We start from the raw sequence: 21,436 nt of genomic DNA on the forward strand, positions 1-21,436 counted from the left end.
TCCCGGCCGGCTCCGCCGCGGGAGAAGGGGGGTGGTGGTGAGGGGTTGTCCGGCCGTCCGGCCTGCACCAGGCTCGGAGTGGGGAGGACCCGCCGGCGGGGCGAGGACCCCGTCCAGAAGGGACCACCGGAACACCATGACGCTCACCGACGGCGCGGCCGACAGCTGGATCCGCCGCTTCCACCCGGCCCCGGACGCCCGCGTCCGCCTGGTCTGCCTGCCCCACGCGGGAGGGTCGGCGAGCTACTGGTACCCGATGTCCGCCGCCACGGCGGCCGGGATCGAGGTCCTCGCGGTCCAGTACCCGGGGCGGCAGGACCGGCGCCACGAACCCTGCGTCGAGACCGTCGAGGCGCTGGCCGAGCAGGTCACCGAGGCGCTGCTGCCCCACCGCGACCTGCCGCTCGCCCTGTTCGGCCACAGCATGGGCGCGGTCGTCGGCTTCGAGGTCGCCCGGCGCCTGGAGGACCTCGGCACCCCGCCGGTCGCCCTGTTCGCCTCCGGCCGCCGCGCACCCTCCCGGCACCGGGACGAGGACGTCCACCTCCGCGGCGTCGACGGCATCGTCGCGGAACTCCGCAAGCTGGACGGCACCGACCCGCGGGCCCTGCAGGACCCGGAGCTGCTGCGGATGATCCTCCCCGCGGTCCGGGCCGACTACAAGGCCGTCGAGACCTACCGCTACCGGCCGGGGCCGCCGCTCTCCTGCCCGGTCGACGTCCTGGTCGGCGACAGCGACGAGAAGGCGACCGTCGACGAGGCCGGGTCCTGGCGCGACCACACCACCGGCGGCTCCGCCCTGCACGTCTTCCCCGGCGGCCACTTCTACCTGGCCCACCACCAGGGCGAGATCGTCCGCATCGTCACCGACCGCCTGCTGCCGCCGGTCTCCTGAACCCGGCGGGGCGCGGCGCGGCCGGTACGTCGCCGTGAGGGCGCCGGGGTTGCGGAGCCGGCGCCTCCGCGAGCGGTCCGGGGCCCTTCCCCCGCGCGTCCCAGGAGACTCATTCACCCCCTGCGCACCATCTTGGGTGCGTTGTGGCGGCTTTGGCCGAAGTTCGCCTCCGGCAGGTCTACGATCTCCCAACGTCGGACCGAACCAAGGCCGTTGACGATCTTTGGGGGGTGACATGGGCCTGCTCGGCGATGACCTGCCGTTCGCCCGTACCCTGAGCGCGCACGACCATGAGGCGTTTCTCGCACTCGGAGCCCCGAAGACCTACGCTCCCGGGCGGCACCTGGTCTCCGAGGGGGACCGCACCACCCACGTCCTCCTGGTGCTGGCCGGCTGGTCCATGGTCTACGTGGCCACCGACCGCGGGGCCACCCGGCTGGTCCTCGGCCTGCGCGGCCCGGGCGAACTGGTGGGCGAGCTGGCCGCGTTGGACGAGCGGCCGCGCAGCGCGACCGCACAGGCGCTCGGCACGGTCCAGGCGCTCGTGATCCCCGGCGACCGGTTCCGGCGGTTCCTGGCCGAGACCCCCCGGGTCGGCAGTCAGGTGATGTCCCAACTCGCCTCGCGACTCAGGGAGTCCGACCGCGAGCGTTCGGCCTTCGCCTCGCTCACCGTGGTCCAGCGCCTGGCCAGGCGCCTCGTCGAGCTCTCCGCCACCGGCGCCACGGCCCGGACGGCCGACTCCCGTGGCCCCTGCGGCGGTTCGACCGCCGTCGTGCACCTGGCGCAGGACGACCTCGCGGCCACCGTCGGTGCCACCCGCGAAGCGGTGGCCAAGGCCCTGAAACTGCTCCGCGACCAGAGACTGGTGCGCACCGGCACCCGGATGGTCGAGATCCTCGACCCCGCCCCGCTCCTGCTGCTCGCCCAGGGGCCGTACGGGCCGGGACCGGGGGGCCGTCCGAACACCTGAGACCCGAACGCCTGGGACCGGTGTGGAGGGACTCCGGCCCGCATGTAAAGCATCACAGACAACCCGGCATGCGGCGCCGGATTCTGGCGGCATGTCGAAGACAACCGCGGGGGTGACCGTGCTCGACCACGCAGTCGACGCCGTGTACAAGCTGGTGGTCAGCGTGGACGTCCGGAGGTCCGGCGCCTACGACGACGCCAGCAAGACCCGGATGCGCCGGCGGCTGTACGCCGTGATCGACCAGGCGTTCACCGAGGCCGCAGTGCCGGCCGGCGCCGTCCACCGGGAGGACCGGGGCGACGGCATCCTGGCGGCCCTCGGCCCCGGCATCGCGCCGGCCCGGATCCTCGGTGTCTGGGTCACCGAGGTGCATGAGCAACTACGTCAGCTGAACGCGGAGTTGGCGACGCGGCTGGGGCTGCGCATCGCCCTGCACGTCGGCCCGGTGACGCACGACGCCCAGGGCATCAGCGGCCACGCCGTCGACCTCGCCTGCCGGCTCGCCGACGCGGAGGCGGCCCGCCGGCTGCTCGACCGGGACCGGGCCGACCTGGTCGTGGTCGTCTCCGACTCGCTCTACCGCGAGGTGGTCTGCCACGGCGGCCGTTTCGTCGACCCAGAGGACTACGCCCCGGCCCGGCTGCGCCTCAAGGACGGCGCCACACCGGCCTGGGTCCGGCTGCCCGGCCGGCCCCGGCCGGCACCGCTGCCGGACGACGGGGGGCCGGAGGAGCCCGGCTCCGACGGCCCGCCCGACAACCGGCCCGCCGGCCCGCCGGGCCCCGGACCGGGTGCGGCGCCGGGCGGGGCGGACGACACCCTCGCGGCCCCGCACGCGCCGGGCGGGGTGTACGTGGGGGGTGATGCGTCGAACAACGAAGGCAACGTCTACCACGGGCCGGTGCACATCGGCCGCACCGTCAGGGGGACGTACCGTGCCTAAGCCGCTGAACGTCGTCAAGGCCCCCGAAGTGAGCCTGTGGAAGCCGCCGCTGGGCGACGACCGCCCCGAGGCCGGCTCCGACCCGAACGGCTCCGACGCCGGCCGTCCGCGGACTCCCGCCGACCAGGGCCCCGCCCCCGTCGGCGGGGGAGCGGGCGCGGGGGCGAACGCCGGGCCGGGCGCCGGAGCCGGCGTTCCGCAGCCGGAAGGCCACGTCGGGGACGGCCGCCGTCCGGACCCCGAGGAGCAGGAGCGCGCCGAACGCGAGCAGGCCGCCGGCCGGTTCCGCGAGCGCAGCCGCGACAGTCTGCTCGACGAGGAGGACGACGAGGGCGGGCCCGCCGCCGGCCTGGGGGCGACCTCCCGGGCCCACCGCGAGGCCCGCGGCTCCTACCGGGTGGCCGGCGACCACAACCTGTTCGACCGCACCGTCTTCCACCAGGCCCACATCGGCGACATCCACCTGCGGCTGGACAGCCGGCAGGCGGTCGGCGGGGTCGGCGGACCGGTCCCCGAGGCGGAGCTGCGGCGGGTCCGCCGGATCTACCGGGAGCCGGCGGGCTACGTCGAGCTCCAGCGGACGCTGCGCCGGCAGCGGGTCCTGGTGCTCGCCGGCGCCCCCGGCACCGGGCGGACCTGCACCGCGCTCGCCCTGCTCGACGAGCTGACGCAGCACCGGCCGTCCGCCGAGGGCGCCGCGCAGGACGCCCCGACGGACGGCCCCGCGGCAGGCGCCGTCGCGGAGCCGTCGTCCCGGGTCTCCCGGGTCTCCCCGGAGACCGCCGTACGGCAGCTGGCCGCCACCGTGTCCGACGACGCCCGGCGCGGGCACGGCTACCTGCTCGAACTCCCCTTCGTCCGCGGTGGCGTCGCCGAGCCCCCGGGCGAGTTCGAACTGGACGCCCTCGCCACGGCGCTCTCCGCCTCCGACTCCTTCGCCGTGCTGGTGGTGGCCGCCGGTCCGACGGCGACCCCGCTGCTGTCCGGCCGGTACGGCCTCATCTGCCCGCCGGCCCCCACGGAGGAACTGCTGCGGGCCAGGATCGCCGTCCACCTGGCCGACGGGGCCGCGGCCGCCGCGGAGTCCCCCGAGGACCTGGTCGCGCGGGCCGACGAGCTCGTCGACGACGCCGAACTGCGCTCCGCGGTCGGCCTGGAGGACCTCCGACCCGCCGAGGCCGAGCTGCTCGCCGACCTGACCGCCGCCCACGTGCTCGGCCGGCTGACCCTCGCGGAACTCCTCGCGGGCTGCGCCAGCCTGGCCCCGCAGCAGGCCCAGGAGTGGTTCGCGGGCGCGGACCGCGAGATCGCCGACCCGGTCGATTCCCCCGGCCCGTCCACCCGCCGGGCCTCCGGGCAGTCGGCCGCCGCCGTCCTGCACCCGACCGCCTCCCGGATCGCCCTGGCGGTCCTCAACGGTGCCGCCCACAGTGCGGTGGCCGAGGCCGCCCGCCTGCTGACCTGGGAGCTCGCGGTGGCCCGCGACCCCGGCAACACGCCCGCCCGCCCGCTGTTCTGCGACGACCCGGTCTCCGATCTCGCCTCCCTGCGCGCCGAGCTGACCGACGGCGAGGTGGAGACGGCGGGCATCCGGGCGCCGGCCCGGATCGTCCGCTACCGGGGCTCGGCCCTGTCCGGGGCAGTGCTCGCGGAGGTCTGGGACCGGCACCACCCGGCCCGCGAGCCGGTGGTCCGCTGGATGCGGCTGCTCGCCGACGACCCCCGGCCCGAGATCTGGGTGCGCGCCGCGCTCGCCTCCGGCGAGCTCTGCGCGCGCGACTTCGCCACCGGCTACGAGAAGCTGGTCCGGCCGATGGCGACCGCCCGCGCCGCCCGGCGCCGGGCCTTCGCCGCCACCGTGCTGGACCAGGCGGCCCGGCACGAGAGCCACCGGCCGGCCGTCCACGCCCTCGTCGGCGACTGGAGCAGGTCGCCCTCCGCGCACCTGCGCTGGACCGCCGCGCTGGTGCTCGGCTTCGGCCACGCCTCGCCCGTGGAGGCCGCGCTCGACGGCCTGGCCCGGATCGGCACCCACGAGGACGGTGACAAGGCGCCGATCGCCTCGCACGGCATCGTCCGGCTGCTCGCCGGCCCCGACGACCGGGCCGTGCTGCGCCGCCTCGCCGAATGGACCGCCGACAAGCGGGTGCCCTACCAGGACCTGGGCCTGCTGGCGGTCGTCCGGCTCGCGGTGACCACGGTCGGCGAGGTGTGGGACGGCGAGGCCTGGCCGGACCTGGGCCGGTACCTGGAGTGGCCGCTGCCGCTGGCCCTCGCGGCCACCCGCCCCGACCGCGCCGTCCCGCTGGCCGACCTGCTGTGGACGGCGCTGCGCACACCGCGCTCCTACGAGGCCGCCACCGACTGCCTGGAGTTCTGGCTGCGGACCGCCGTCGACGAGGACGGCCCGGACACCAGGGCCGGTCTGGCCGCACTGCTCCCGGCCCTGGTCGGCACCGACCGCGAACGGCGGCTCCTGGACTGGCTGTTGCGACGCATGATGAGCGACCCGGACGAGCCGCTGCCGACGGCGCGGGCCCGCGAGCTGTGGGACCTCGCCACCGGCGGCCGCCCTGACGGCGACCGGCGCGGCGGACCGGAGCGGCCCTCGGACCGCCGTGAGGACGGGCGGCCGGGCGAGGGCACCAGGGAAACGGAGGAACGACGATGACGGACGATCCACAGGCCGCCGGCCCACCGGCCCTCGCCAAGGCGGGCCGGCCCGAACGGCCGGCCGGACCGCTGCTGAAGGAGTACGGGAGCCCGGCCGAGTGCACCCGCAAGCCGAGCGCCGAGGTCGCCCTGGTGCACTTCTACCGCAACGGCGGCCACAGCGTGGTCACCGCGATGGGCACCGAGCACGTCGACCGCCCGCGCTTCGCCCGGCCGGTGACGATCTGCGAGGTGGCCCGGGGCACCCACCTCTGCCAGCTGTCCCTCCAGATCCCGGCGGTCGGCAGCGCCACCTTCTTCGAGGTGGAGGTGGACGTGCACTGGTCGGTCGTCGACTACCGCAAGGTGGTGGACGGCCAGGTCAGGAACGTCGCGGAGCGCCTGAAGGGGCCGCTGCTGGAGCGCCTGCGCGCGATCTGCTCCGGCTACCCCGTGACCGCCGCCGCCGAGGTCGACCGCGCGGCCAACTCCGCCTGCCGCACCGGGCAGTGGAACGACCTGGGCTACGACCTCGGGCTGCACGCGGACGTCTACGTGCGGGTCGCGGTGGACAGCACGACCATCCGGCACGCCGACGCGGACCGGAACTCCGCCTACGAGGACCGCACGACGGCCCGGGACTACGACCGCGAGGTGGCGGCGGAGCACCACCGCACCGGTTTGCTCCAGATCCGCATGCGCACCTTCCGGGCGATGCTGGACGGCGGTGAGTGGAACCAGATCTGCTTCATGCTCTCGGACAACCCGGACCAGGCGCGCGCCTTCATGGAGCTGCTGCGCCAGGAGTCCCGCGCGGACAAGCACGAGCTGCTGGAGCACACCCTGCGGCTGGTCGAGAAGGGCGTCATCCAGTCGGCCGAACTGGAGGCGCAGGTACGGGAGTTGCTGGGAACGCCCGCGTATCGCATCGAGGGCTCCTTCGGCCGGCCGCCGATCCGGGAGCCGGCGGCGAGGCCCGAGCTCCCGGGGAGCGGCCACGGCGGCCGGGACGACCGCCGGGACGGCGGCCCGGCGTTCACCCCTATGTGGGTGCAGGCCGAACCCGCCCCCCGGGACCGGATCCCCGCGCAGGCTCCGCCCGCGCGCCGGCCCAGCGAGGCCTTCGACGACTGGGGCCGCACCGGTTCCGACACCGCACCGCAGGACCACGCCGCTTCCGAGGACGACCGCCGCAGGGACCGCCACGACGACCACGACGACGACCGGGACCGCCGCCCGTGGTCCCCCGGTGACAGGAGCTGACCGCTCATGACCGCTACCGGACCCGCCCCAGCACCCGCGCCCGCCCCCGAACCCGCCCCCGCGCCCGCCCCCGAACCCGTCCCCGAACCCGTCCCCTGCTCGGACGAGGCCCGCTTCGTCGCGGACCGCCTCCTGTGCGTCGTCCGCGAGGACATCGGACGGGCCGACACCAAGTCCTCGATCCTGCTCACCGCCGCCCTCGGCCTGCCCGCCCTGCTCCTGGACCGCAACTGGGCCGACGGCCGGCCCGGGACGCTCGCCGCCGTCCTGCTCGCGCTCGGCGGCGTGTTCTGGGCCGCCGGGGCGGTCGCGCTGGTCCGGGCGATCCTGCCCCGCACCGGAACCCTGCGCGACCACGACGGCGTGACCTTCTTCGGTGACCTGCTCACCTCCGAGGGCCGGCCCGCGCTCACCGAACAGATCGTCGCGGCCGGCCGGGACCCGCTCGACTGGCTGCTCGTCCAAGCCGTCGACGTCAGCACCATCCTGGCCGCCAAGTACCGCCGGATCCGCTGGGGCGTCGCCTGCCTGGCCCCCGGCTCGGTCCTCGCCACCGCCGGAATCCTGCTCACCTGAGCCGCCCGGCCCCGACCGCCCCACCTCGACCGCCCTACCTCGACCGCCAGACCCCGACCGCCTGCCACCGGCCGACGCCTGTCCGTCCGCCGACCGGTGGAACGCACCCCCGATCCAGAGGAGACGACGGTGCCACACCTGCTCTTCGCACGCCCTCCCGGGCGCGGCCCGACCGGCGCACGGGCCCGTGGACGCCGGCGTGCCACCGGCGGACTCGGGCGGGCCGCCGCCCTCACCGCGGCGTCCCTGCTGACCGTCGGCCTCCTGCCCGGCCCGGCCTCCGCCGAGCCGAGCCCCACGGCGGCCCCCACGACGGCCCCCGCGCCGACGAGTGCACCGCCGGCCGCCGTCGGCCCGGTCGACTACGCGATCGCCGTGGACGAGTCGGGCAGCCTCAAGCCCGCCGAGGTCGACCGCGAGCGGGCCGCCGCCGCGGGGATCGCCCTCGGCGAGGTCCACCCGAAGTCGACCGTCACCGTGCTCGGCTTCGCCAGCGCGGACAACGAGTCCCAGCACCCGGTGGACGAGGTCTGCCCGCCCACCGTCCTGGACGGCGCCGGCCGCGACCGGATCGGCAGGTGCATCAGCGACCTGCGCAGCCGCAGGCCCGACGAGGGACAGGGCACCGACTTCCCGAACGCCGTCCTCCAAGGGGTCAGCCGGCTCGCCGCCGGGGCCGACCCGGCCACGCCCCGGGTCCTGTTCCTCCTCACCGACGGCAGGCTCGACGTCGGCGACAGCCCGGCCTACGGCGACCCGGCCCACCGCGCCGCCGCCGGCGAGGAGGCGCTGACCCGTGCCCTCGCCGCCGCTCAGGCCGCCCGGATCCAGGTCTGGCCGCTCGGCTTCGGCTCGGACATCGACCGGGCCGCCCTGGACCGGATGGCGGCCGCGGGCTTCCAGGGCGGTTGCGTCGACCTGCCCGACGCCCAGCCCCGGGCGACCGTGGTACCGGACGCCACCGCCGTCGCCGACGCGATGCGGACCGCCTTCGCCGCCGCCCACTGCCTGCGCGCCACCGCAGGTGGCACCGGCCACCCGCCGATCGACATCGAGGTGCGGATCTCCCCGCTCACCACCGTGGGCAGCATCGTCGTCGACAAGGGTGACCCCCTCGTCACCGCCACCTACGTCGACCCCGACGGCCGCGAGATCACCGGCACCACCACCGACCCGGTCTCGAAGTTCGAACTCTCGCCCCGCGACCAGACGGTCGAGTCGCTGCGCATCACCGACCCCAAGCCGGGCCAGTGGCGGGTCCACCTGGACGCCCCGGCGGACCACCGGGCGCAGCTGGCCACCGTCAACGTGCTGTGGCGCGGCGCGCTGCGCGGCTCCATCACCATGGCGCCGCCCTCGCCGCGGGCCGGCGAGCGGGCCGTGGTGACACTCAGGCTCCAGACCCGCCAGGGGGTGGAGGTGACGGATCCCCAGGACCTGAAGGACCTGCGGGTCAGCGCCGTCCTGAGCGGCGAGGGGTTCGCGCCCGTGCCGGTCAAGCTGGCCGACGACGGCTCCGCCCCGGACGGCAGGGCCGGCGACGGCGCGTTCAGCGGGACGGTGACCGTACCCGCCGCGGCGACCGGCCGGATCAAGGTCTCCGGCACCCTCGCCGCGTCCGGGCTGACGGCCGACGAGGACCGCTCGCAGGGCACCCTGGTGGCCCCGGCGGTGCCGCTGGTGACCGCAGCCCTCACCCTCGACGACGGCGCCGGGCGGCGGCTCCACCCCGGGGACGAGCTGGCCGGCAGCCTCGCCCTGCACAACGCGGACGGCGCCCCGCACACGCTGCGGCCGGCCCTCCGGGACACCGCCCCGGGCCTGCTGGCCGTGACCCCGGAGGAGATCACCCTGGCGCCCGGCGAGTCCCGCCGGGTGGACGTCGCGGTGACGGCGGCCCGGCCCGGCGCGTTCCACGGACTGCTCGACGGCGGCGACCTGCGGCTCGGCGGCAAGGTCACCGTGGTCGACACCACCGACCGGGACCGGGTCCTGGTCGACAGCCCCCTGTCGCTGACGATCACCCGGCCGCCGACCTTCTGGGAGACCTGGTGGTGGGCGCTGCTGCTGGGCGGCCTGGTGGCGGTGCTGGCCGTCCTGGCCGGGCTGGCCCTGCGCCTGCGGGCGCGGCTGGGCAAGGACCCGGCGGGGCTCAGGCTGCTCCTGTTGGACCCGGAGGGCCGCCAAGTCGCCGACATCGCCGCGGACTCCGGCACCAAGCGCTGGTACGCGTTCGACGTGCACGGCCTCGGCGGCCCCGACCCCCGGCTCGTCCGGCAGCCCGGCGGACCGTACCGGGTGCAGCGCAGCCTGGACGGCGGAGTGGTGCTGGAGCGGCGTGGGCAGGCGAGGGCCCGGATCCAGCCGGACCGGCCGGTGCCGCTCGCGGGCGGGCTCGCCGTGGGGATCCGGGACGAACGGCGCGGCAGGACCCGTCCCGCGGGGCGTCCCACACCACCCGACGCCGGCGCGCAGACCGTCGTCGACGACTACATCTGAGCACCCCCGTCCCCGAGCACCCGTTCCACCACCCCTGACCCGTGCCGGTCGATACCCGAGCCGGCCGCGCCCGCGCGGCCGGATGAAGGCGGAACCCATGAAGATCTTCCAGCCGATGCTGTTCGTCGGCCTGGGCGGTACCGGCGGCCTCGTCGGCGCCGAACTGGAGCGGCGCCTGCGCGCCGAACTGTGCGGCCCCGACGGCACCGCACTCACCCACATCGGCGGCATGGCGCCCCACCAGCTGCCGGACTGCCTGCAGTTCGTCTACGCCGACTTCAGCGAGGCGGACCTGGCCCACCTGCCGCTCGCCACCGCCGATCCGGCGCTGCGTGCCGCGTACAGCCGCACCTCGCGCGCCACCCCCAACCTGCTGCCGAACTACGACAGTTCGCCCGACATCACCAAGATGTTGCGGGCCAGCCTCTCCGACGAGACGGCCTCCTGGCTGCCGCCGCGCGCCAACGAGCCCAGAGTCGTCCCGCTCAAGAACGGCGCCGGGCAGCTGCCGACGGTCGGCCGCGCCGGGTTGTTCGGCACCCTGCGCGACGGGCTGGACCCGGTGCTGGCCCCGCTGACCGACGCCATCGACGTGCTCGCGCGCGCCGGCGGTGTCCTGAGCCAGCTCGGCGGCGGCCAGGTGACCGGCTGCGACGTCTTCGTGGCGTTCTCGGTCGCCGGTGGCACCGGCGCCGGGATCTTCCTGGACTACCTGCACCTGATCAACCACGCCTTCCAGGAGAAGCGCCTCGACGGTGTCAAGATCCACCCGCTGGTGGTGATGCCCTCCGCGTTCCCGGCGGCGCGCGGGGGCGGCCGGGAGGCGGAGCTGAACTCCGCCCGTGCCCTGGTCGACCTGTTCCGGCTGGTGGACGAGCAGAACGCGCCGATCGAGGGGGCCGAACTCGGCGACCTCGACAAGGACCTGACGCTGCGGATCCGCTACCCGCACACCGCGCCGATCCGGCTGCGCAGCGGCATCCTGCCGACCGCCTTCCTGTTCAGCCGCACCGCCGGCATTCGCCAGGACGACCTGCGCCGCTCGATGGTCTCGCTGGTGATGTCGCTGATCGGCACCGAGCTCGGCGACGGCCGGGAGAACGGGCGGTCCCGGGCCGACGACGACTACCAGACCTTCGCCCAGAGCTTCATCAACCGCGGGGTGTCCCGGTCGATCGTGTCCGACGCCGGGATCGGCCGCAAGGGCGTCTCGACCAGCCTGGTCGCCTCGATGACCGCGCCCGTGGACGAGTTGGCGTCCCTGGTCTCGGGCCGCTTCCTGCGCGCCTCGGTCGAGCAGTTGAGCAGCGGCTCCCGCCGCACCCACCGGCCCGCCGAGGAGCTGGTGAAGCAGATGTTCGCGGACTCCGGTCTGGAGGAACTCCTGGAGCGCCGGGCGCTGGAGCTCCAGCCGTTCGCCTCGGAGCCGCGCGGTGGTTCGGCGATCGAGGCCGCGCTGATGGCCCGACAGGGCGACATGCAGCAGGCCCTCGCCGACCTGGCCCGCCGGGTGGCGCAGCGCACCGCGGACATGGCGCAGAACTTCGCGCCCCGGCGGGCGGTGGACAAACTGCTCGCCACCGTCGACCCGTTCACCGTCGAGCGGATCGTCAAGGGGGTGCCGGAGGAGGCCAACGACCTCGCCCGCCTCGGCTTCCTCGGCCTGCTCGACAACCGCACCCGGCGCCCGGCCCTGCCCCCGGGCACCCCGGACCAGCCGCCGCCGGTGCCCCGGATCAGGCGGCGGGCCTACGGGCTCGCCCAGCCGCGCTGGGGGGACGAGGACGTCCAGACCGTGCTGCGCGAGCAGGACGCCTGGTACCGCTGGCGCGGCCGACAGATCTGGCACGACGGCTGGCGGGACCAGCAGCAGCGCTGGGAGCCGGCCGCCCGGGCCCTGGAGCGGGAGGTCACCCGCCTGGTCGAGGCCCTGCACCGGCACTCCGCGCAGGAGCCGAAGGCCTTCGCCGAGCAGTCCCGGGTGCTGTACGAGGACCGGACCGGCGTCTCCTACCTGTTGCCGCCGCAGCGCGACCTGCGGCACTTCTACGACGACCTGGTCGCCAGGCTCGCCACCAGCCAGGGCCTGGCCGACAGCGGGGACCAGGCCGCCCTGCTGCTGCGGCTGGTCGGGGGTGACGAGTGGCGCACGGCGCACGCCGCGAGCCGGCGCGACCCCGACGGCGCGGTCGGCGGGGTCAAGGCGATCGTGGAGGCCGGCGTCAAGCGGCTCTTCGCGGATGGCGGCGAGCAGTTGGAGGAGCGTCCGCTGCTGCCGTCCATGGGGGTCCTGCTGGCCGCGGCGGCGGGCAGCGCCGAGGCCGGCGACCAGGTCAGCAGGGAGGCCCTGGAACAGTTCGGCCGCAAGGTGGCCGGCCTGCTGCCGGCCGGCTTCGTGCCGGAGGGCACCGGGCCGCTCAAGGCGCTGGTGACCTACCCGAAGGTCGGGAACGTCGACGAGGTCGTGGACTACCTGCGCCGGGCGCTGCGGCTGCCCGGGGACGCGCGGGCGGAGTTCCGCGGCGTCGAGACGGAGTCGATCACGGTCGTGCTGTTCCGCAGCGAGATGAGCCTCACCGAGGTGCCCGAGGTCCGCAAGGTGCTGCGCCAGTGGGCCAAGGCGAGGGAGGGGGAGCAGGCCGAGGACGTCCTGCGCTGGCGCCAGCGCCTGGGCCACCGGGACGACTGGCTGGTGTCCACCGAGGCGGACCGCCGGCACGTGCTGCACCGGCTGCTCTGCCTGCTGTGGAACGGCCAGGTGGACGTGCTGGAGGGCTCCGAGGACTCGCCCCGGGTGATCCGGCTGCGGCTGCACCGCGAGCGCGGCACCGACGCGCCGGGTGTGCGGCTGCGCCTCGGCGCGCAGCACGACGGCGTCTCCAGCTGGGCCGAGCTGCTGCGCGCCTACGAGCGCTGGACCGTGCTGGACGACGAGCGGACGGTCTGGGACTACTGCGAGCAGCTGATGGAGGCCCGTCCGGTCGGGCTGACCCGGTCGGTCGGCCGTCCCGACCCGCTGTTCGTCCGGCTGGTCGAGCAGATCGCGCCGCAGCAGCTGCGCCTGCTCGCGTCCCGCCGGGAGTCGGGCGGGGAGCGCGTCGAGGGCTGGTTCCGCCCGCTGTGGGAGTTCTGGGCGGAGACCCTGCCGGAGGCGCTGAAGGCGGAGTTCCCCGACCACCGCGCCGTCGAGCCGAACCTGGGCCGGCTCCTGGAGGCGATCCAGCGCGGCGAGCTGTCGTCGCGTCCGGTCGAGGAGATCGAGGAGGTCGAGGACGACGGGCCCGCGCGGCTTTCGCGCGGCGAGGAGAACGACTGGGGCACCGTCCGTCCCGCCGACGGCGGTGGCCGGCGCGAGACCGGTCCGGACCGGGAGCGGGAGAGCGGGCCCGAACAGGACCGGCACCGGGCTCGGGAGCGGGACGGCAGGTGGGAGCGTGAGCCCGAACGGGTTCGGGCCTCGGAGCAGGACCGCGACCGCGACGATGAGCGCCGGGGTGCCCCCGACCACCGGCACGAGAACGGCGGGCCGTACCGCAAGCCCGCCGAGCCGTACGGCAAGCCGGCCGAGCCGCACCACGGGCCCGCCGAGCCGCCGTCCTGGTACTACGACGACCTCGACGGACAGGCCGTCGGCCGTGAGGGAGGCGAATCGGCATGAGTGAGTCGATCCGTCCTCACACCCCGGTCGTCCACCTCGACCTCCGCACGGCCGAACTCGCCGGCACCGACCCGGCCGACCTGCGGAACGCCGTCACCGCCCGGCTCCCCCGGCCGCGGCCGCACGACCACCGCTTCCTGGTCGTCGACACCCCCGCCGGCCTGGTCGGACACCGCACCAGGTACGAGCAGCTGATGGGGTACCCCGCGCCCGGCCGGGTGCGGGTGCTCTGCCTGCTGGTCGGCGACCTGACCGCCCATCCCCCCGAGGGCCACCCGGCCGAGCGCCGACTGGTCCGTCCCGACACCCTGCGCGGCCCCGAGGCCGGGCTGATCTGGGCCGGCGACCTCCACGCCGGCGACGGCCGGCCCGGGGCCGCCGCGCCCGACGACCCGCACGCGCTGGCCGTCCTGGTCGACCTGCTCGGACTCCCCGAGGTGTTCGACGAGACCCTGGACGTGCTGGGCGCGCTGCCCGAAGGGGTGGCCGCGCCCGGTCTGTGGGTGCTGGAGCACGGCCTGGCCCCGGAGGTCCGGAGCCAGGCGTGGAGCGAGGCGCTGCTGCGGTTCGCCGGCTCCCGCACCGCCGCCCCGGCCGGGGTGGCGGCCCACACCGGCGCCGACCTGCCGCCCGCCCTCTCCACGCTGGCCGTCGGCGCCGCCTCCGGCAGCCCCGGCCGGCGGGAGGAGGGCGGAGACGCCGCCCGGGCCCACGACGCGGCGGCCGAGGCCCTTGCCGACGCGGACGCCGGACTGCTGGCCTTCGGCAGGCCCGCGGGCCTGCTCACCGGCGCGGGCCGCGCCGAGCTGGAGTCGGCGCTCGGCCGCGCCCGGCAGGCACTGGACCGCTACCACGATGTGGTCGGACAGGTCCTGCGCAGCGACGGGGGGACGGCCGGTGCGCAGCCCGCCGCCGAGTCCGCGGCCCGGCTCGCCCGGCTCGGGGTGGCCGTGGCGCCCGCCGCCACCAGCGGCGAGCGGATCGGCGACAGCCTGCGCAGCCTCGCTCTGGGGCTGTTGCGCGACGGGCTGCCGCTGCGCGCGGTGGCGCAGCGCTTCGCCCAGCTCGCCGAACAGGTGCAGCCGTTGTCCAACACGCCGCTGCTCGCCGCCCTCGACGGGCTGCGCGCGGGCGGACCGGACGGCCGGCGCCCGGAGCCCGACCCGCCGGGGGCCGGCGTCCTCGCCCTCACGGCGCTGACCGGCGTCCTCGGCGGGCTGTGGAGCGGGGCGGCCCTGCCGGCCGCGCTGACCGTCCCCGTGCTGGTCCTGGTGGGCGTGCTGCTGGTCGCTCGCCGGTTGCCGGGCGGTTCGGCGCGGGCGGTGTACGCGTCGTGGTTCGGCGCGGCCGCGCTCGTCGGCGCCGCCGGGGGCGTTGCGGGCGCCTGGCTGACCGGTCTGCCGGTCTGGGCGGCCGCGCTCGCCCTGCTGCTCGCCCTCGGCTGCTGGGGCCGGCTGCTGCTGGGGCTGTGGCACGGCTACGCCCAGCGCTGGGGCCGGGAGCGCGGCGTCGTCCCGCTGCGGGGCGAACTCGACGGCCTGGACGCCCTGTTGACCCGCGCGCTGCGCGAGTTCTGGGCCGTCGAGGAGCGGCGCTACTGCGCGGACGCCGCGCTGGCCGTGGTCGGGGTGCTGCGGACGACGGCCGACACCGCGGAGGAGGAGGCGGCGCGCGGCCTCGCCGCCGACCGGCCCGAGGCGGCCGAGGGAGCCGAGAGTTCCGAGGAGGGGGCCGAGCTCTGGCTGTACGAGTCCGGTGAGGAAGGGCCCGAGTTCGACGAGCCGTCGTGGACGGAGGACTACGACTGGAACCTCGAACCGCCGCGGTCCGCAGGGGAGTTCGGCGCCGCGGGCGACGGCGGCTCCGACTTCGGGGCCGACTTCGGGGCCGACGGGTCCGGCGCCGGGGCGGACCCCGGGCCCACCGCGGTCGTGCCGCCCTGGCTGGAGCGCGGCGAGGCCAAGGGCGGCCCCGACCTCGTCACGGTGCTGACCGGCGATCTGACCGATGCCGCCCTGACCGCGCTGGAACCGTACTGGGGCGCGGTCGAGCGCGGCCACGTCGGCGACGCCGCCCAGGAGCGGATCGCCCAGCGGGTCCGGGAGCTCCTCGGCGTGGCCCGCGACCACCTGCGGCACAACGACGTGCTCTCCGCCCCGCCCTTCGCCTCGCCGCACCGCGACCGCGGCGGGCCGGTCGGCCTGCTGGGCATCGACGCCCGACGGGCCGCCGACTCCACCGCCCTCGACCCCGACGGGCACACCGTGGTCCAGCTGAACGCGTCGGAGCAGCTCGACCTGCTCAGCCGCGATCCGTCGGCCGTCGCGCTGATCCGCTTCGGCCCGGAGGCGGCCCGCGACACCGTCGGACCCGACACGCCCTACGGTGACGGGTACTTCGGCGGCGCGCCGGGCCCGCGGGGGGAGCGGGAGGTGCTGACCGCGGCCGGCCGGTACGCGGGCCTGCTGCGGCTGACCGGCCTGAAACCCGGTGTCGTCAGGACCGTCCGGCAGTGGCACGACGAAGCACCGGAGAGCGAGGAGTACGAGTGGTGACCACCCCCGGGCCCGGTCCCCGGTCCGGCGAGCCCGCCCGCGCGAAACACGTCGAGCTGTCCTTCCTGACCCCCGACGGGCGGCGGAACCGGACCTGGGCCCGGTTCGGCCCCGACACCGGCCCGCTCTCCCGCGGCCCGGTCCGGACCCGCAACACGCTGCTGAACAACACCGTCAAGTGCGTCCAGGTCCGGGCCGCCGGGACGGACGCGCCCGGCGGCGCCCAGGCGGCCTTCGCCTCCTGCGCGGCCATCGACGCCGAGACCGCGGTCGCGCTGCGGCTGCACCGCGCGCTCGGAGCCCCCGGCGCGAGCGGGCCGTTCCCGGTCCTGATCGGCTACGAGCTCGACGCGGCCGAGCCGTTCGCGCTCTACCGGCCGCCGCGCGGCCGGACCGTCGAGCGGATGCACGGGCTGCCCGGCGCCCAACTGCGCGTCATCGAACAGGAGTTGGTGGACGCCCTCGCCGTGCTGGCCGAGCTCGGCCTGGTCCACCACGGGATCGCCCCGGAGACGGTCCGCTGGGACGGCCGGCGGATCCAGCTCTGGGGCCTCGACGCGGTGACCCACGCCGGCCGCCCCCGCACACCGCGCGGCGCCGCGCCGTACGCACCGCCGGAGGTACGCGAAGGCGCCGGTCGCAGCGACCCCCGCGACGGCCTGTGGAGCGCCGCCCAGGTGATGTACAGCCTGGTCACCGGCCGGCCCGGCGCCCCGGACCGGCCGCCGCCCGACCTGGCCGACCACCGCTCGCTCGCGCACACCATGGGCTCCTCCTTCGCCCCGCGCGCCGCCGACCGCCCCACCCCGGCCGCCCTGCTCGCCCTGCTCGCCCCCGACCGGGCCCCCGCCGCCGACCGGCTGCCCGCCGACGGGCTCGCCGCGCACCGCGCCGGGTACGACCGGGCGCTGGCGTCGAAGCGTCCGGCCGGCGCGGTGGCGCCCGGCGAAGCGGTCGGCGAGGCCATCGGCCACCCGGCCGGTGCTCCGACCGGCGAGGTGCTCTGCCCGTACTGCCTGGAGCCGATCCGCTACGACCCGACCGCCCTCCACACCCCCGACGCCGTCCAGGAGCTCCGCCCCTACAACCCGCACGCCCAGCCCAACCCGCGACTGCTCGCCGACGAACTGCGCGGCGCCTTCCAGCTCTGCCCGGGCAACGGCACCGTCCGGGAGCACCACATCCCCGTCCCCTACCTGACCAACGGCCGCCCGCTGACGGTGGCCATGATCGGGCAGTCCAACACCGGCAAGAGCCACCTGCTCACCCAGATGGTGGCCGAGATCGCCGACGACCGGCTGAAGCCGTACGGCATCAGCTGGCAGTCCGTCAACCCGCGCCAGCACGCCGGATTCCTGAACAGCCGGGTGGTGCCGCTGCGCGACGGCCGGGTGCTCGCCCACACCGCCGGCCTCGGCCAGGACGAGACCGCCCGGTTCGTCGAGTCCCTGCTGATCACCGACGCGTCCGGACGGACCAGGCCGCTCGCGTTCTTCGACCTCGCCGGCGAGGACCTGCTGCGCACGGACGCCCTGCTGCGGTTCCTGCTGGGCATCGACGCCCTGATCTTCGTCGTCGACCCCACGATCGCCATGCCGCTCGCCCAGCTCGACGAGGTCCGCACGACGCTCGACCAGCACGTCAACCGGGACGGCGACCCGGCCTTCGCCACCGTCCTGGACCGCGTCCCCCGCACCGGCCCCTACCTGACCGTCCCGTCCGCCGTGGTCGTCGCCAAGGCCGACCTGCTGCGGTCCGAACCCCCCGTCGACCGCTGGCTCGGCGAACCGGGCCACACCGCGCTGAGCCGCCGACGGCTCCACGAGGAGAGCCGCGACGTGTACGCACTGCTCGACCGCGATGCCGGAAAGGCCTGGCTGCGCCCCTTCGACACCGCTCTGCACTGCACCCTGCACGTGGCCTCGGCGACCGGAGGCCGGCAGGAGGACAGCCGCTACCCGCGCGGCGTCCGCGCCCAGCGGGTCCTGGAACCCCTGCTCTCGCTGTTCGCGATGCACGGCATCGTCGAACTCCCCGAGGGCCGACCCGTCGACGAGGTGGACCGATGAGTGCTCAGGGCCCCGGCTCCGACCGGGACGCCGTCGACCAGATCGTCTTCCGCTGGCAGGGCAACCAGGGCCGGCGCAGCGCCGGCCTGACCGCCGCCGCCTGGTCCTGCCCCGAGGAGGACGCCGAGGAGCTCGGCCAGGAGCTCGCCCCGTTCCTGCGGGTCGACGGCGCGCCGTGCCCCAGCGTGGTCCGCACCCGGCTGCGGGACGATCGCGCCGCCCTCGTCCAGCGCTGGCCCACGGCCGACCCGGGCGGGCGGCCCAACACGGCCGCCCACGTCCTGGTCGGGCCGACCGGCCTGCTCGGCCCCCGCACCTGCCTGGCCCTGCGCGACTGGACGTGGAGCGGGCAGGAGTTCGCCGAACAGGCCCACGGTGGGCAGCCCCGGCTCGCGATGGCGGACCTGGAGGCGACCGTGGTGCCGGCCTGGGCCGACACCCTGGCCCTCCTGCCGGACGTCCGTGACACGCTCACCGCCGCCACCGCCGCCCTGCTGCGCCACCCGCAGTGCCGCCTCTCGCTGCGCAGTGACGCCCTGCCGGGGTGGCCGGAGCAGAACCGGTCCGGCGTGGTCGTCGCGGGCCTTCTCCAGATCTTCGGGCTGTGGCTGGGCCGTCCCTGGACCTTCGCCACCCACGACATGACGGATCGCCACGATCTGCTGGCCACCTGGGTCTCCGACTGGTCGACCGACGGCGGCCGGCAGCGGGCGCGCTACCGCGTCGACCCGAGGCGGCCCGAGGACGACCGCGCGCACGAGCTCGCGGCCCGCCTGGTCGGCCGCTGCCTGGCCGCGGTCGAGCGCGGGCCCGGCGGCGCCGGCCTGCCGGAACTGAAGGACGGACTGCGGGACGGCGCGAGCCTGCCGGCGGAGGAGCGGCTGCGGAGGCTCGCGCGCGTCCTCGACACGAACCGCCGCCCGGAGTCCCGCGATCCCGGCGAGGGGCCGGGGGACGACGGGGGGTCGGTGTACACGGAGCCCCGGCCGCCGTCCGCCGCACCGTCCTCACCTGAGCCACCCGCCCCTTCGCCCGCGTCCGGACGGTTGCAGGCGGTCCTGCGCAACCCCCGCCCCGACCCGGCCGAAGCCGAGGAACTGGACGGCTGGATCCGCCGGTTGACCGGCCGTGAGGCACTCCTGCTGCTCCGGGAGGAGGACCTCTCCTACCGGGCGACCACCGAGTTGCTCTGTCACCTGCACCGGGGCCGGGGGCACCGGAACGCCGAGGCGGCGGCCGCACTCTGCACGGAGGTCCTGCGCCAGCGGCTCTACCTCTTCCGCGAGGGGCCCGACCAGGGCGGTGGCTCCCGCGCCGACGACGGCGAACTCTCCCGGCGCTCCGTCTGGGTGTTCGCCTGGGCCGTCTCGCCGTACGTCCGGGAGGAGCGCCACGCCGCGGCGCTCGACCGCTGGCTCACGGGACTCCTCGTCTCCAGCTCCGCCCTGGAGACCGAACTGCTCCGCGGCCTGATGCCCCCGCCGGGCGGGCCGTCCCCGGAGGGCCTCCCGCCCGACCTGCCGCCCGTGCTCTGGCAGCGGCTGCTCCACGGACTCCCACCGGTCGCGCCGGTGCGGGCGCACACGCCTCCGGCCCCGCCCCCGCCGAGCCCGCCGCCCCGGCCGGCCCCGCCGGAGGAGGCGGCCGTGGAAGGACCGGCCGAGGCCCCGGCCCTCCCGGTGCCGACCCGACCGGAGGACCCGCCCCCACCGCAACCCCCGCCGGCCCCGGCACCGGCGGGCCCACCGCTCCTCCCCGCGCGCGGCCGGCGGCACCCCGGAAAGCCCGACCAGGGCGACGACAGGGACCTGATCGCCATCGTCCTCTTCTTCCTGCTGGCCGCGCTCGTGGCCATCGGCACGATCTGGATCGTCCGGAGCTGACGCGCCGGCCGCCCGCCGGCACCGGGTGGCCGGGTCTGCCACGAAGCGGAATCCGACATGTCGGATTCCGCTTCTGTTACTTCTGTGACTTGCGTGACTCTTGTGATGGATGTGAGTGCAGGGAATGGCGTGAACTGGTGGGTCAGGAAAGTGTTGCGTTTCCGTGACAGCCGAGCCTATGATCAACGGAAAGCTTCGATATTGATCGAACCCCGGGGGGGTGTTTGGACAGCGGGGGCCAGTCGGGTGTTCAACTGATGTCGCGTCGCAGTTGAACACCGGTCGGCCGCGGAGGGGTGGGCGGGGGTAGGGGCGGAAGGATTGGGCTCTGAATCCCGCTTCCGGGTTCCGCGAATGAACTAATCAATTTGCCGGTGATTCCGCGGGTGGTGTTGTACCGGCGCGATGGGGACTTGGGTCGGCGTGTTCTGAAGGGGGAGTTCAGCATGGGGGAGCGCCTGCGCACCGCTCCGACTCCGGTCGGTGCGGATGGCGGCCGGGGCCCGGGAGGTCCGGTCGGAGCATCCGAAACGGCCTCCGGGGGCGGCCGGCCGGCGGAGCGGGCCGCGCGCGCCGAGGCGGCGTTGCGGATCCTCCAGGCCCATCCCTCGTTGTCCGACCGGGCGGTCGCGGAGTCGACCGGCCTTGGCGCGCGAACCGTTGCCGAGCTGCGGCGCCTGTCGGAATCCGTGGCGGAATCCGGATTCCGGATCGGCCGGGACGGCAAGTCCCGCCCGTTGAACGGCGCGGCCGGGCGGCTGCGCGTGGCGGAGCTCCTCGGGGAGAACCCGAAGGCCTCGCTGCGCCAGTTGGCCAGGACGGCCGGGGTGTCGCCCGCGACGGCGCTCGATGTGCGGCGGCGGCTGGAGCGCGGTGAGGAGCCCGTCCCGGTGAAGCGGGCCGCCATTGCGCCGGGGGTTTCCCCGAAGGGTGCCGCGCCGGCCGGGGGGAATGGCTTCGCGGGGGGTTTCGGCCGGACCGGCTGATTTCCCGTCGGCGTTAATCGATTTCTAATCCCCGCCGTAATTCCGGTCGGATCTTGTGCCTTTGTCGGACCGCCGATAAAGTCGAAGTCGGCCTGCAGTATTCCTGCGCCTTGCCTGAAATATAATCTCGCATCCACCAGAGGAGCGGCCAATCATGACGCACCGATTCTCGCTTGTCCTGAACCGAGAAGTGAACGATCAGGAGAAGGTCACCCTGAAGGAGGCGAGCCGCGCCGACATCGCGTTCGTCGACGACACCCTCCCGACGAACGCCGACGTCCCGGTCACCCGGATCGAATTCGAGGACGGGGTCACGGCCACGCTCGCCGAGGCCATCGAGGCCGGCTTCGAGGCCGTCAAGGCCGTCCCGGACCTGTCCGTCCCGGGCCTGAGCGTGCCCGCCCAGCCGGCCGCGGCCGAGGGCGGCGAGGAGGCCGTCAACGAGGCGGCCGAGGCCGTCTCCTGACGGCACGCACGTCCCCGC

The 21,436-nt window shown here is 75.7% G+C and carries 13 protein-coding genes; all 13 read left to right on the forward strand.

Going from position 1 to position 21,436, the window contains the following annotated elements:
• Positions 1-136 precede the first annotated feature (136 nt).
• The 13 genes from AMK13_RS29120 (at position 137) to AMK13_RS29180 (ending at position 21,418) form a co-directional block, all read left to right on the forward strand.
• Entirely contained in the window at positions 137-895 is a 759-nt protein-coding gene (locus tag AMK13_RS29120; RefSeq protein ID WP_074004764.1) for a thioesterase II family protein, read from the forward strand.
• Between the two features lie 235 nt (positions 896-1,130).
• Positions 1,131-1,868 carry a Crp/Fnr family transcriptional regulator gene (locus AMK13_RS29125; RefSeq protein WP_074004765.1) on the forward strand — a complete coding sequence of 246 codons (738 nt, stop codon included), beginning with the start codon at positions 1,131-1,133 and terminating at the stop codon, positions 1,866-1,868.
• Between the two features lie 91 nt (positions 1,869-1,959).
• Positions 1,960-2,811, forward strand: coding sequence for a hypothetical protein (locus AMK13_RS29130; RefSeq protein ID WP_074004766.1), 852 nt, complete (start codon positions 1,960-1,962; stop codon positions 2,809-2,811).
• Positions 2,804-5,482, forward strand: coding sequence for a hypothetical protein (locus tag AMK13_RS29135; RefSeq protein WP_198959455.1), 2,679 nt, complete (start codon positions 2,804-2,806; stop codon positions 5,480-5,482). Before AMK13_RS29130 ends, AMK13_RS29135 begins: the two co-directional genes overlap by 8 nt.
• Positions 5,479-6,726 (forward strand): hypothetical protein, encoded by a 1,248-nt coding sequence (locus AMK13_RS29140; protein WP_074004768.1) that lies wholly within the window; start codon positions 5,479-5,481, stop codon positions 6,724-6,726. Before AMK13_RS29135 ends, AMK13_RS29140 begins: the two co-directional genes overlap by 4 nt.
• A 6-nt stretch (positions 6,727-6,732) precedes the next feature.
• Positions 6,733-7,302 (forward strand): Pycsar system effector family protein, encoded by a 570-nt coding sequence (locus AMK13_RS29145; protein WP_074004769.1) that lies wholly within the window; start codon positions 6,733-6,735, stop codon positions 7,300-7,302.
• A gap of 129 nt (positions 7,303-7,431) precedes the next feature.
• Positions 7,432-9,801, forward strand: coding sequence for a choice-of-anchor X domain-containing protein (locus tag AMK13_RS43735; RefSeq protein ID WP_158077756.1), 2,370 nt, complete (start codon positions 7,432-7,434; stop codon positions 9,799-9,801).
• Positions 9,802-9,898: 97 nt separating this feature from the next.
• On the forward strand, positions 9,899-13,459 hold the full coding sequence (locus tag AMK13_RS29155; protein ID WP_074004770.1) for a tubulin-like doman-containing protein: 3,561 nt from the start codon (positions 9,899-9,901) through the stop codon (positions 13,457-13,459).
• Positions 13,456-16,014 (forward strand): hypothetical protein, encoded by a 2,559-nt coding sequence (locus AMK13_RS29160; protein WP_074004771.1) that lies wholly within the window; start codon positions 13,456-13,458, stop codon positions 16,012-16,014. Before AMK13_RS29155 ends, AMK13_RS29160 begins: the two co-directional genes overlap by 4 nt.
• On the forward strand, positions 16,011-18,083 hold the full coding sequence (locus tag AMK13_RS29165) for a hypothetical protein (RefSeq protein ID WP_241853077.1): 2,073 nt from the start codon (positions 16,011-16,013) through the stop codon (positions 18,081-18,083). The genes AMK13_RS29160 and AMK13_RS29165 overlap by 4 nt, the downstream gene beginning before the upstream one ends.
• Positions 18,080-19,966, forward strand: a complete 1,887-nt coding sequence (locus AMK13_RS43740) for a hypothetical protein (protein ID WP_074004773.1) — start codon at positions 18,080-18,082, stop codon at positions 19,964-19,966. Before AMK13_RS29165 ends, AMK13_RS43740 begins: the two co-directional genes overlap by 4 nt.
• A gap of 446 nt (positions 19,967-20,412) precedes the next feature.
• The gene (locus tag AMK13_RS29175; RefSeq protein WP_143204652.1) at positions 20,413-20,952 is read left to right on the forward strand and encodes a hypothetical protein; all 540 of its coding nucleotides are present in this window, start codon (positions 20,413-20,415) and stop codon (positions 20,950-20,952) included.
• A 190-nt stretch (positions 20,953-21,142) separates the two neighbouring features.
• Complete coding sequence (locus AMK13_RS29180) at positions 21,143-21,418, forward strand: hypothetical protein (RefSeq protein ID WP_198959456.1); 276 nt, start codon at positions 21,143-21,145, stop codon at positions 21,416-21,418.
• The last annotated feature ends 18 nt before the right edge of the window (positions 21,419-21,436 follow it).

The sequence above is a fragment of the Streptomyces sp. CB02056 genome (assembly GCF_001905545.1).
GTDB lineage: Bacteria > Actinomycetota > Actinomycetes > Streptomycetales > Streptomycetaceae > Kitasatospora.

Excerpts from the sequence above, each read along its gene's own strand:
- AMK13_RS29120 (WP_074004764.1), top strand. The coding sequence starts at position 137 with ATGACGCTCACCGACGGCGCGGCCGACAGCTGGATCCGCCGCTTCCAC.
- AMK13_RS29125 (WP_074004765.1), top strand. The coding sequence starts at position 1,131 with ATGGGCCTGCTCGGCGATGACCTGCCGTTCGCCCGTACCCTGAGCGCG.
- AMK13_RS29130 (WP_074004766.1), top strand. The coding sequence starts at position 1,960 with ATGTCGAAGACAACCGCGGGGGTGACCGTGCTCGACCACGCAGTCGAC.
- AMK13_RS29140 (WP_074004768.1), top strand. The coding sequence starts at position 5,479 with ATGACGGACGATCCACAGGCCGCCGGCCCACCGGCCCTCGCCAAGGCG.
- AMK13_RS29145 (WP_074004769.1), top strand. The coding sequence starts at position 6,733 with ATGACCGCTACCGGACCCGCCCCAGCACCCGCGCCCGCCCCCGAACCC.
- AMK13_RS29155 (WP_074004770.1), top strand. The coding sequence starts at position 9,899 with ATGAAGATCTTCCAGCCGATGCTGTTCGTCGGCCTGGGCGGTACCGGC.
- AMK13_RS29160 (WP_074004771.1), top strand. The coding sequence starts at position 13,456 with ATGAGTGAGTCGATCCGTCCTCACACCCCGGTCGTCCACCTCGACCTC.
- AMK13_RS43740 (WP_074004773.1), top strand. The coding sequence starts at position 18,080 with ATGAGTGCTCAGGGCCCCGGCTCCGACCGGGACGCCGTCGACCAGATC.
- AMK13_RS29175 (WP_143204652.1), top strand. The coding sequence starts at position 20,413 with ATGGGGGAGCGCCTGCGCACCGCTCCGACTCCGGTCGGTGCGGATGGC.